The sequence below is a fragment of the Xenorhabdus beddingii genome (assembly GCF_002127545.1).
In the GTDB taxonomy this organism is placed as follows: Bacteria; Pseudomonadota; Gammaproteobacteria; order Enterobacterales; family Enterobacteriaceae; genus Xenorhabdus; species Xenorhabdus beddingii.
This window is the reverse complement of the sequence record NZ_MUBK01000022.1, coordinates 24,818-37,567: the sequence shown is the minus strand read 5'-3', so window position 1 is coordinate 37,567 and position 12,750 is coordinate 24,818. Positions and strand designations below refer to the sequence as shown.

Below are 12,750 nucleotides of genomic sequence, written 5' to 3'. Positions count from 1 at the left end.
AATGAATGCATTGAATTCAAGGTTGAGTATTGAAAGGAGTATTGAAAATGCCAATGATGACTGTCAGAAATATTCCAGATGAAGTGCACCGTGCCTTGCGAGTACGTGCGGCTTTACATGGACGCAGTACCGAAGCGGAGGTTCGGGCCATTCTTGCAGAATCGGTGAAGATGGATGGCCGGATCAAACTGGGTTCAATGCTGGCTGATATTGGCCGTCAGGCCCAGTTAACAGATGAAGATATTGCTATCATCGATCAAGTACGTGACAACACACCGGCTAATCCAGTGAGTTTTGAATGATTATACTGGATACTAATGTCATTTCAGAACCTATGCGTCAGGTTTCTGAGCCTCAAGTCATCAAATGGATAGATGCACAGTTGATTGAAACGCTGTATTTATCGGCAATAACGGTGGCGGAGTTGCGCTTTGGGATCTCTTCTCTCCCTGCCGGAAAGCGACGTGAAAAATTGCAGCAGAGTCTGGAAAAGCAAATTTTGCCTTTGTTCGCTGGGCGTATATTACCGTTTGATCTATTAGCATCACAATCTTATGGTGAGGTGATGGTTAAAGCCCGATCTACCGGTTTGGCAATTAATGTAGCGGATGGATATATCGCAGCAATCGCCATTGCAAATAACATGATGGTTGCTACGCGGGATGTTAGTCCATTTAAGGCTGCTGGCGTGAATGTAATAAATCCTTGGGAAGAGTAGATAAAAATAGAGCGTTATTCAATGCGGTCTTTGATGAATTTGTAGAAGAATTGGGCAAATGAAAAGAATACCGTTTTTTAGGCTATTGATACGATTCACAATGCATTTATTCCAAAGTTTGCTCATAACCCTTAGCGCTGGCTCATTGATAGTACTGGTTTATTTTGGCTTGCTAACCAATTTTGAAGATAAATATAGTTATCTGTTTTTCTCAATCGGCGGATTAGGTATTGCGGGCTTATTGTATTATCTGACTTCGTTGGGACAATTAAAAAATCAGCCAGTCAAATGACTCGCTGATTTTTGCACGGGCAACCTCTGCTTACTTCTTCGCTGCGGCTCTCAACTCAGTGACGTTCTTACCCCCAATTCCCCAGTTATCGGTTTCGACTTCATCAATGATGACAACCGTTGTTGCAGGGTTTTTCCCAAGGACATCCACCAGCAACTGAGTTGCACCTTCAATCAGTTGTTTTTTCTGTTCAGCAGTTGCGCCTTCACGGGTAATTTTGATGTTCACAAATGGCATAAAATGACTCCTTTTTGGGTTTGTTATAAGTAACAAGTAGGTACAGCAAAAAAACAGTCTGGCTTATTGGTATGTGGATGTCTACTGAGCTTTCTTCTCTTCCGCCGTGGCAATCCATGCGGCGCAAAACAACGTCAGTCGGGCAAAGAAATAGAAAAATGCCATTAAGCCAATCACGGAGCCAAAAGCGGCGCCGGAAGGTGAACTGGCAAGGCGTGGCAGCATCATGGTCATAATCGATTTGATGACTTCAAACCCCATCGCGGCCATTAAGGTGCCTTTGAACAGCGCGGTTCTTTCAGGGCGATGACGCGGCAAGATCCACAATATCCACAGGAATAACAAATAATTGGCAGAAATGGAAATCATCAAGCCAATGGATGTCCATGCGGGGCGGAGCCATTCTATGCCTTCCAATCCGAGGGCATGGACGATGGTGGCTTGGGCAGAACCGGCAATGGAGGTCAGCGAAAGGGTCATCACCAAGGCAAACAGGAGTCCGAAGAGGGAAAAAACATCACGGATATACTGAAAGTAGATTTTTTCCTTATCTTCATGATTGCGTTCCCAAACGTCACGGGATTGGGCGAGGATCGCTTCGCGTAAATTTCCCACCCAGTTCACGCCCGAATAGAGGGCGATGGCCAGACCGGTCAATCCGACGGTTGTTCTCTGGTTAACCGCAGTGTCTACGCTGTTTTTCAGTGTATTGGCAAGGGTGGGGTCACTGATGCTATTGGCGATGCCGCTGATCAAACGGGCCAGCAAGTCAGGATTGGAAGCCAGCACAAAACCCGCGATGGCAAAAGAGAGCATCAGGATTGGGATTAAGGATAGAAATGAAAAATAGGTGATCGCGGCACCAAACTGGCTGCCCATCCGATCGTTGAAGCGTTGTGCTGCCCGAATCAAATGGGCGATAAAAGGAATACGGCGGATGGCGTTGCCAATGCGGATCGTCAGGGAAAGCGCTTTTTTACTGCCATGAAGCCCTTTCTCCAGCGGTGTGCGGTGGTTTTCCGGATTGAATTGTTCCCTGTTTTTATGGTCACTTGGCATTGCATCCCCTTAAGTCTGGTCGTGCCTGATATTACTCGTTACCTATGGGAAAAAAGAGTAACAGGCAAAATGGAAAAGGCAACCTGTGAGAGAATTCGAAGAAATACGGTAGCCTGATATTGGCTACCGTACCGAAGATCAATTGTTGATTATGCTAATCAATCGAATTGACGACCTTTAACTTCACTGTGGACAGCGGAAAGCTCAGTATCGTGACCTTCATTTTTTACAAAAGGGACTTTACCGGAGAAAACATCTTTTTGTGCAGAGACGGCCAGACTGGCGATGGAATCGGGTAGGTTAACACCCAAGTTTTTGCTCTTGTCGTATCCCGCGACAGATTGTTGATGAATGTGCGAGGTATTCAGCGCGACAGAACCTTGTGCACTGTCAATCTTGCTGCCGACTAAATGCGTGGTTCCAGAGACATCCAGATTCACCCCTTGAGTTCCCGTCAGCGCGGTTTGTTGACCCACAGCTTCCCGATCGAGGGTATCGTAATGGCCGTTGAGTTTGCCATTGTAACCCTTGAAAGCGGCTGTCAGTTGATCTTTCAAACTGGGTGCCTTACCTTCGGGAGTCGTATTGGCGGCAGGAACAGTCGGTTTAGCAGGATTATCTCCTTTGACGGTTTTGCTATAACCCAAACCCGCATCCAGACCTACATTCAGGCTATGGGTGCTGTCTTTGAGGCTTTCGGCCTTGAAATTGCCACCGACTTTACCCGTGACCTGATCCGCAGTCACATTCGCGCCTTTGAGTGAAGTGTCTCCTGCACTGGTCAGCACGACATTGCCGCCAGAAACCTGAGCGTTATGGTGAGTGGTTTGAGCCAGATGGTTGACGCCGAATTTCACTTCACCCCCCATGTTATATTTTCTGTCGGTGATGTTGTTAGCGGAATCGTCCGTTGTGGCGTTCTCGCCTGCCGCGCCATGACCCCCTTCATTTTTGCGGACGGTGGAAGACATGCCACCTTTCGCTTTAGCGCCGAAGTTCCAGCCATTGGCGTTGGCTGTGTCTTGGGCCGAAGTCAGTTCGATTTTTCCACGCTGTGCCGTTAAATCTACCTGTTTGCCAGAAACGTTGGCACCTTGTAATGCCAGATTATTGCCCGCATTCAGATTGACACCTTGCCCGCCCGTGATATTGCTGGTCTGCGCAGTCGTGTCATTTTTATTGTCGGTGTGATAACCGCCACCGAGGCTGCCACTGAAATTTTTGCCATCAGGGTTGGTGCCTACGGTCAGGGAAATTTCACCATTGTAACCATGGCTTTGTTGCTTATTCCTATGGGTGGCTTGATTGAACTGAATATTGCCACCGGCATTAACGTTGGTGGAACCTTTGCCCGCATCCATTGATGTGCCTTGGTAGCGTGCATCGCGGGTCACCTGAACATGAATGCCGTTTTGGGCGTTGATGCTGCCGGTGACGGCGTGGGTATTGTTGTTGGATGTTTCCTGATGGCTGCCGCTGCCTTTGCCGTTGACGGAAATATCTGCCCCCGTGGTGGTGTAGACCCGCAAACTGGCATCGCCTTTGGTGTCAGAGGTATGCGTGTTTTGGCGGTTGAATGCCGCGTCACTGGTATGGCTACCGGCAGTCAGCGAGACACCGCCTTTATTGGCTTGATATTGTGTACCTTGATCATGGACGTCACCGTTGGTTGTGACTTTGATATCGTCGGCATTAATGCGAGTCACCACCGCTTTGGACTGATGGTTGTGGGTATCATGGCTGTTGCCATTCATCGCCAGTTCAAGACCGGCATTAGGCAGACCCGTTTTCGTGATAGCCGTATCCAGTTTTTTCTCTGCGGCGGCCTTGGCGGTTTTTTCCACCGGGCGGGTTGTTGCACTGTAATCGGCCGTTCCGCTGATCTCTCCACCGACGTCTAATTGATGGGTTGAGCTGGATTCTGTATTTTCCGTTGCAACATTCTTAATGCTGCCGGCGTTGGCCTGATAGGCGCCTTGTACTTGATGATCCGTCCCCTGCTGCTTCAACTCACCCATTGCATTAAGCTCAAGGTTGCCGGTGACCTGAGTTTTCGCCACTTCTGCCGTAGTCTGACCTTGGGATTTCCCGTTGCTGTTGTAGTTTCCTTCAACGCCGCTACCGAGTTTATCCATGCCGCCAGTGACAAACACACTGCTACGAAGTTTTTCTTGAGATGTTGCGGTTGATGTGCTGTTTTTTCCAGCCAGCAACGCAATGTTATCCCCGGTGATTTTCGCGCCGCCCTGTGTCGTGACCAGTTTGGAGCCCGTCATGGTGACATCTTTGCCAGCATTGATGGTGAGGTTACTCCCACTCAGTTCTGACGGGCGTTGTGTGATGATTTCATCTGTCTGTTTATCAATGATGTGTTCAAAACCCACGCCAGCACGATATTGTTTATCTTTCATATCCTTGGCGTAGTACTGCCAGTCAAGGTTAGTTTTTTCCTGTTGGGAGCGATTTTTCTCAGCATAATTCAGAACATTGATGTTGCCCGACGTGTTTAATTGCAGTTCGCCGGCACTTTTTGCCAGGCTGTCAATAATGTTGATATCTTTATTGCTGAGTAATTTCAGATCGGTATCAGAAATCAAATGACTGCCGGAAGATTTCTGCTGTGTGTTGTGCTCTTGATTTGTATTTTTAGTGATGTTAAAGAGGGTTCCCTTTCTCTCATCCACCTCTTTATACGTGTGGCTGACCGCGTTATCGATAGTTAATTGCCCGTCATTGGCCTCAACATAGGCGCCTTTTTGCGCTTTGACTTTACTGCCCGTAATGGTGACCCCATTTCTGCCCGTCAGCAGCAAATGTCCGCCCGCCGTCACGTCGGAAATATGATGAGTTTCTGCTTTGTCGCGATTATCTTTCTTGCTGCCACCCGCAATACCGCCCCAGTAAGTTTTATCCTTATCAAGAATTTGATCATCAACGAGGGATTGAACCGTAATATTGACCTGCTGACCGGCAGAAACAATCAGGTTTTTGCCTGAGTTAATGTGAGTTCCGGTAATGTCGGCATTGCCTTTCGCTTCGATGCCTAAATCCCCGCCAGAACTCAACGCATTGCCGGTACTTCTTTGCGTGGTATTGACCTTGTTCCAGTGACCCGTTTGCAATGAAGCCCGATGGTTCTTTTTATATCCCTTCTCTGAGGTCGTTTCTGTTTCCACCAGTCCTGCCAGTTTCACATCTTGCTGGGCAGAGATCGACAACTTATTACCCGCTTTGATCTTGCTGCCAAGGACTTCTGCATTGCCTTCACTGGCGGTCAGATGAACATTGTCACGCGCGTTGAGGGTATTGCCTTCGTACTGATATTTTTCATTCTTATGGGTGACATCGTACTGCCAGAACACTTCCCATTGATTGTTGGTGCTACGGTCAAGTTGATGAAGCCGTTGCCCATCCAGTTTCAGGTTGGCGCCGGTCAGTTTGATATTATCCCCGTCAATATCCGTTGCCATGACGTGATTGTTTTGTTTGGCAACCAGTGTGATGTTTTTGCCGACCAGTTGGGTACGGGCAACAGATTCACTGATTTGCTCTTTTTCGGTATAAACACCACTGAATCTGTTTTGCTTATCACTGCCTGTTTTTTCTGGTGAAGATGGGTGCAGGTCTCCTTGAGACAGCACATTCTTGCCTTTCAAGGTGATATCCCCGCCTTTTAGCGCCGCCGATTTCAACGCCACATCGCCGTAGGATTCAATATCAATGCCATCATCGGCGGTCATTTTGCCCTGTAAATTGACCCCGCTTCCTTCCGCTGTGTTCAGCAGACGAATGCGGCCGGCCTGCATACTGCCAAAATAATAGCTGTCGAGTGCGCCAGGAGCCGCTTGCTGAGAAGCCAAAATGCGGCCATCGGCGGCAATCTGATTATTACCCGTTGTGATATTGAGCGCTTTTGAGACAACGACTTCACCATGACTGTTAATTTTGGGCGCAATCAAATTCAGGACATCATGATGGGATAAGCCCTTGTTTCTGATCGCCAGCGCATTTTGATTGTCAAATGTGCTGAAGCCTTGCAGGCTGCCATTTTCTACCAGCGGATTACCGACCACCAAAGATGCCTGATTGGTATTGATAAAACCACAGCCGTTACAGGTGATGCCATTCGGGTTTGCCAGTACATAATCGGCGGCAATGCCAAACACTTCCTGTTCACCGAGCAAGAATGAAGGGTTACGGCTAATCACCTCATTTAAGATCACACTGGCCGCCTGCCCATTGAGGCTGCTGTTGGCAGATAATTCTCCTGCCAGTTGTGACACGCCATTCTCCAGCGAGTTATTGAACACCGCCCCCATTTGATTGACGTTGAAATCCTGATATTGGTTATGTGATAACCCTGAGTCGGAAGGGGCAACGATATTGATCACCGTTGCCCCGGTGTCAGCCTGGATCACTTCCGGGCTGTGTGCAGCATCGCCGCCGGGGGTAATCCCATCGGCAAAACTGACTGAACAGGTGACCAGGATAATGGCCATGGAAGCCGCGAGTTTTCCTGTGGGAGATAACTTAAATCTTTTACTTTTCATATTATTACCTTTATCTACTTTCTTTATTGCCATGTACAGTGTTCTAGGGATCATCCGCATCCCCACAATTCACTGCGGTTAAAAAACATCAAATGGTGCAAAAAACTAAAAAGTGTAAGAAAAGCGGGTTAACAGTTGCATAGGCTCATCCGTGTTCCTATTTTGGTGTGAAAGGAATTTACCTTGGCTCAGTTCAACATCCGCAAGCAGGCGCTGATAGCGCAGTGTCAGGCCGGCACTCAATCCGGCACTGCTTTTCCAGCCATCCTGACTGCGATAGCCTTTAATCTGCCCGATATCGACACCGGTACGCAGCGAAAGCGAGCCTTTAGAAATAGGGATTGAGTGGGAAATCGTATTCCTCAGATACCAGCCGTTATCAGCCGATGCCCCTTTTTTGCTGAATCCTCGCACGGCATTGCGATCGGTCATATTAATCCACTCAACACCCGGCAGCCCGTCTGGGCTGTATTGGGCATAAAATTGGCTGTTAAATTGGTAAGGCATATCAAAGAGCGTGAAACGCTGCTGTAAATTGGCGGAAAATTTCCCTTTGGTAAATTGTTTATTCAGATGAGCGGTTGCAGTCTGGGCACCAAACCACGGCATTCCCCGCTCAATGCCCATATTGAGGGAGATCAATCCTGACGGGATGAGTTGTAAATGGTTAATACTCAGTTCGAGAACACTCAATGTCTGGCTACTGACGCCGATTTTGCCGTCTTGGAAATAGTTATTGGCGTCCTTGTAAACCAGTTGGGTGTTTAATGTACTGATTTGCGACTGATTACGATGAAAAACCCAATCAGTACGAATGCCTGTTTGCTGCGAATTCCCGTGCAATTTGGCGGAATACATCCGTAAACGTGGATGGCTGGTGTATTGGGAATAGCTGTTGAATCCGCTGACAGTGACTGCCCCATAAGGGATCGAATAGAGCAGGGTATAGGCGCGATTGTATCGGGTATTGTCTCGGGTATTGGGTTTATCCATCGTACTGACCCCGCTGAGGCTCACAAAGTCAGATAATCCCAGTGGGCTATCCATGCTGGCATTGAGTCGCGCGATCCACTTACCGGTGCTTTTTTGTCCATAATTATCGGTTGTGGTGGTTATTCTCCATGGTGAAGAATGCCGATTGTGCAGCTTGACGATAGAACCACCATTGACGGTGCCGGGCAGAATATCGAGCGTCGTTTTGTTTGATTGCAGGCGATTTGCCTGATCCAGTCCTTGATCAAGCTGATTCAGGTTGAGTGGCTTATGGGTCAAATGCGGGAATAGTGTTTGGCGATTGACCCAGCGGCTACTGCCTTCTATCGCTTCGACAAAACCTTCAACAACATTGACGCCCAGTTCGCCATTCGCATTGGGGGGAATAAATTGCACCCGCGCCGTAATATAGCCTTTGGCGATATAAAGGTTAGTGATTTCCGCTGACAGCCGGTTGATGTCATTGCTGGTGATACAGCCATCGGGTAGGGCACTGAGGGTATTCAGCTCCTTTAGGGAGAGCAGGGTAATGCCCTGAAGATAAACCCCATTGATAGCCAGACAGGGTGGCGCTTCCACCAGCACAGGAGAGACCGTTTGTGGTGAAACGCTATCTGTGCGGTTAATTAACCCCTGATGGCGGCGCTCTTCAATTAATTGATCTATTTCCCTTGAACTGTCCTGTAAGGTTCTTCTTGCTTCATCTGCCGTAAACGTTTCATCGGTAGGGAAATTTATCGGGGAAATAGCATTGGGAACCTCAGGCGCTGCGTTTACCTGAAGAGTGGTTCCTAATAGAATGAAAACTGTCGTCCTTTTAATCATGGGAGTACCCAAATGACAATATACCCAAATGACAATATACCCAAACGACAATAGTTGATGGAAAAGGTATCGTGTTGGGTTTGTTTTAAACTTCCTGGTTTATTAATTCAGCATTAGAGCATAGAAAATATTTTATTTTGCTCTGATTAACGATTGATTTTTGTTCTGAACTATTATTTGCGGTTATAAATTTCTTTTAGTGATTTATAATACCACATATTGGTTATTACCAATATGACTGTTAAGGATATAAATCAAATTTAATTTCGCTTTAATGAATATCTTCATTTTGCTTTGTCTCTTTTATTGAAAAGTTTTACTTATGTCATATTGGTGGGGTCTTAAAAGACGGGAAGATAAAACACGAGATAAGGTCTATTTTTTGGCTAGATGATTTATTATCCATTAATCACGGGCGTAATTATGTATTCATCCCTCTTTATTCAGCATAAAAATAATGACGCTATAAAAATTTGACAGCGGGAAAAAAGCAGAAAAACAAATAGAGAAGAGAAAAAGGAGAATTAAATCAAATTGGCAGGAAATTTTAAGAAATATCTGATTGAATCAGCCAATGAATAATATTCATTGGCTGAGAAGTTATGACTTAATATTTAATGAGCAAGATATTAAGCAACAACAGGCGCACGCCAGTCGTCAGAACCAGAAGTCCCGGCGGTAGTGTGTTCCCATTCGATCTTACGGTAAGAAAGAGAAACACGAACCAACTGAGTGAATTCAGATTTTGCTGGATCTTGGCAGTGTGGCATTTTGCAGTCGATGTCAACGATAGTCGCATCTACCAGTTTAGTAGAGAAGAAATGCTCTTGTTTACCTTCGATGGAAGTACGGTACCATTTCAATTCTACAGTCGTCAGCATTTCGCCAGAAGCTAATGCGTTATAAAGCAGGGGAACGGCTTTATTTAATGCAACGGTAAAGCGGAATGGCTTATGCGCACGCTGACCAGAAGGTTGTCCGGACTGTGGATCAGTTGGAACAGTGACGATGTGGTCAAATTCTTGAACCAGCATTTCGTCTTCGTGGCCTTGAACAAAGATATTACCTACGGATTCAGCAGTGAATGCGCTAGCGGTAATGTTGCCCTGAGTTTTACCATTGATGGAAATATAACATGGAGTTGGCATATAAATATCCTATAAAATTTTACCAATATTAGTGTAAGTGTTCGTTCCTTGCGTGATTATCTCATTTTGAATCAAATAAAATTATCGCTTGCCAAACACTCGGAGCGAATAATAAGACTGAAATTGTTTAATGCAAAGTCATTTGAAAAATGCAATACGTACTCAAATTCAATGACAAATAAAAATTTTATAATCATTGCCGTTGTGAAATTTATGGCTGAGTTTTTATAAAAAATAAGCTGGTTAAACTGGTTTAAAATTGTACTGCAACTTTACTGCATTTTTAACTGATTGATATATTGGTGCTTTTTATTTTTTGCCGAAATGTTTTCTATGATCATGCAGAAAGTGTTAACTGGATCAAAAAAATGAAAATAATTCAAAATATAGCGATATATAATCAATCAATATGAAATAAAAAATGGTATTGACGGTAATTATAAAATACACCCCAGCGGTGGTATTTTATTCAGATGAAAATGAAAAATATTCCTTTTTATACAATTGACAGGTAATAGGTCTACATACTCTTACAGAGAGTAAAACCAAACTTTTCTCTATATTAGGAGAAAAAAATGTTTATAACTTGCTATGTGTTTATATAAATAGATTAATAGCTTGAATAGGGGGCTTTATCAATTTGTGTTTTGGCTTTACATCAAAAAAATAAAATGTCAAACTCGAACTTGACGGTTTTTCATATCGATGTTATTTCCACGACCGGATAGGATATATCTGATTATTTAACTCTATGTTTATATAGAACTTGTTGATATAGAACTATTCGTACTTACAAATATAGTCGTCTTCTTTACCTTATTTTTTCAGGGAGATCGTCTGTATTTGTTATATGGGTAAGCATTGGAATCATTCTCTCACCAATAATGGGTTGTTAGACAGTTCATGGTTGTATTAGCCAAAGGATTCAAATATGAGTAAGAATAGTCCAGGTAGCGTAGCTCCGAAAGAAAGAATCAATATTAAGTATGTTCCTAATACGGGTGACCAGACCGCAGAGGTTGAATTACCACTAAACCTTCTGGTTGTCGGGGATTTGAAAGGAAAGAGTGAAGATACGCCAATTGAAGAGCGGCAAACAGTTTCTATCAATAAGAACAACTTTAATGCCGTCATGAATGAAGCGAACATTAATCTGACTTTTAACGTTCCTAACCGTCTTGATGAAAAAAGCGAAGAAGACCTGCCCGTTAATTTGGAAATAAAATCTCTGAGCGATTTTTCACCAGATAATATCGCGAAGAAAGTACCTGAATTAAATAAACTTCTCGAACTTCGTGAAGCATTGGTTGCATTAAAAGGTCCATTGGGAAATATCCCAGCATTTCGTGCTCGCTTGCAGTCACTGTTGGATGATGAATCCGTTCGTGAGCAACTCCTGAAAGAACTTGAAATCGTCAATAAAAAATAACTGGTTAAAGGAATTTTTAAATGGCTCAGCACCAAGAAAACAGCACAGCTATTGCTTCTGGCGCAACGACCTCCTTGCTTGATGAGATTATGTCCCAAGCGAGAATGACACCGGAAAATGACGGCTACTACATCGCGAAGCAAGGTGTTGCCGCGTTTATCGGCAGCATTTTGGACACCGGCTCTAATGAAGAACCTATCAACAAACTGCTTGTTGATAAAATGATCGTTGAGTTGGATAAAAAACTGAGCGAGCAGATGGATGAAGTTCTGCACGCCAAGCCATTTCAGGAACTGGAATCTTCCTGGCGTTCACTGAAAATTCTCGTGGATCGCACGGATTTCCGCGAGAACATCAAAATCAACATCATTCATGCCACTAAAGATGAGTTGCTGGAAGATTTTGAATTCTCTCCTGAAATTATTCAGTCTGGTTTCTATAAGCACGTTTACTCCACAGGCTACGGTCAGTTCGGTGGTGAACCGATTGCCTCCGTCATCGGTAACTATGCGTTTGGCAACACGACGCCTGACATTAAACTGATGCAGTACGTCAGCGCCGTCGGTGCGATGGCTCATGCGCCATTCCTGTCTTCTGTTTCACCTGAATTCTTCGGTGTTAACAGCTTTACCGACCTGCCTGCCATCAAAGATCTGAAATCGGTGTTCGAAGGTCCTTCACATACTAAATGGCGTGCACTGCGTGAATCCGAAGATTCCCGTTACTTAGGCCTGACCGCACCGCGTTTCTTGCTGCGTCTGCCTTATTCCAATGTTGAAAATCCCATCAAGAACTTCAACTATCAGGAAAATGTCAGCCGTGACCATGAGCACTTCCTGTGGGGCAACACGGCGTACCTGCTGGCAAGTTGTCTGACCGACAGCTTCGCGAAATATCGCTGGTGCCCGAACATCATCGGTCCACAGAGCGGTGGTGCGGTGAGCGACCTGCCGGTTCACCTGTACGAAGCCATGGGTCAGGTTCAGGCGAAGATCCCGACTGAAGTTCTGATCACTGACCGTCGTGAATTTGAACTGGCTGAGGAAGGCTTTATCACCCTGACCATGCGCAAGGGCAGCGATAACGCGGCATTCTTCTCGGCAAACTCCGTTCAGAAGCCAAAAGTTTTCCCGAATACCCGTGAAGGGAAAATTGCGGAAACCAACTACAAGTTGGGTACACAGCTTCCGTACATGTTCATCATCAACCGTCTGGCTCACTACATCAAAGTGTTGCAACGTGAACAGATCGGCTCTTGGAAAGAGCGTCAGGATCTGGAGCGCGAACTGAACATGTGGCTGAAACAGTACATTGCTGATCAGGAAAACCCACCGACTGACGTTCGTAGCCGCCGTCCTCTGCGTGCAGCGGAAATCAAGGTACTGGATGTTGAAGGTGATCCAGGTTGGTATCAGGTTGCGATGCAGGTTCGTCCGCACTTCAAATACATGGGTGCCAGTTTCGAACTGTCGCTGGTTGGCCGTTTGGATAAGGAATAA

General features: G+C 45.5%; 9 protein-coding genes. 4 read left to right on the top strand and 5 right to left on the bottom strand.

Translation table 11 applies throughout. The features are described from left to right. The first annotated feature begins 47 nt into the window (after positions 1 to 47). The gene (locus Xbed_RS13205; RefSeq protein ID WP_086113383.1) at positions 48 to 302 is read left to right on the top strand and encodes a FitA-like ribbon-helix-helix domain-containing protein; all 255 of its coding nucleotides are present in this window, start codon (positions 48 to 50) and stop codon (positions 300 to 302) included. Further along, positions 299 to 718, top strand: a complete 420-nt coding sequence (locus Xbed_RS13200) for a type II toxin-antitoxin system VapC family toxin (protein ID WP_086113382.1) — start codon at positions 299 to 301, stop codon at positions 716 to 718. The genes Xbed_RS13205 and Xbed_RS13200 overlap by 4 nt, the downstream gene beginning before the upstream one ends. Positions 719 to 1,040: 322 nt before the next feature. On the opposite strand, the gene Xbed_RS13190 is transcribed toward Xbed_RS13200, so the two are convergent. The 5 genes from Xbed_RS13190 to Xbed_RS13170 form a co-directional block, all read right to left on the bottom strand. Then, on the bottom strand, positions 1,041 to 1,247 hold the full coding sequence (locus tag Xbed_RS13190) for a 2-hydroxymuconate tautomerase family protein (protein ID WP_086113380.1): 207 nt from the start codon (positions 1,245 to 1,247) through the stop codon (positions 1,041 to 1,043). A gap of 81 nt (positions 1,248 to 1,328) precedes the next feature. Further along, positions 1,329 to 2,306 carry an inner membrane protein YhjD gene (gene yhjD, locus Xbed_RS13185; RefSeq protein ID WP_086113379.1) on the bottom strand — a complete coding sequence of 326 codons (978 nt, stop codon included), beginning with the start codon at positions 2,304 to 2,306 and terminating at the stop codon, positions 1,329 to 1,331. Between the two features lie 158 nt (positions 2,307 to 2,464). Next, positions 2,465 to 6,856 (bottom strand): hemagglutinin repeat-containing protein, encoded by a 4,392-nt coding sequence (locus Xbed_RS13180; RefSeq protein ID WP_086113378.1) that lies wholly within the window; start codon positions 6,854 to 6,856, stop codon positions 2,465 to 2,467. 105 nt (positions 6,857 to 6,961) lie between these two features. Further along, complete coding sequence (locus Xbed_RS13175) at positions 6,962 to 8,674, bottom strand: ShlB/FhaC/HecB family hemolysin secretion/activation protein (protein ID WP_086113377.1); 1,713 nt, start codon at positions 8,672 to 8,674, stop codon at positions 6,962 to 6,964. Positions 8,675 to 9,303: 629 nt separating this feature from the next. Further along, positions 9,304 to 9,822 carry an Hcp family type VI secretion system effector gene (locus Xbed_RS13170; RefSeq protein ID WP_086113376.1) on the bottom strand — a complete coding sequence of 173 codons (519 nt, stop codon included), beginning with the start codon at positions 9,820 to 9,822 and terminating at the stop codon, positions 9,304 to 9,306. Positions 9,823 to 10,753: 931 nt separating this feature from the next. On the opposite strand from Xbed_RS13170, the gene tssB reads away from it, so the two are divergent. Then, positions 10,754 to 11,251, top strand: a complete 498-nt coding sequence (gene tssB / locus Xbed_RS13165) for a type VI secretion system contractile sheath small subunit (protein WP_086113375.1) — start codon at positions 10,754 to 10,756, stop codon at positions 11,249 to 11,251. Between the two features lie 20 nt (positions 11,252 to 11,271). After that, complete coding sequence (tssC, locus tag Xbed_RS13160) at positions 11,272 to 12,750, top strand: type VI secretion system contractile sheath large subunit (RefSeq protein WP_086113374.1); 1,479 nt, start codon at positions 11,272 to 11,274, stop codon at positions 12,748 to 12,750.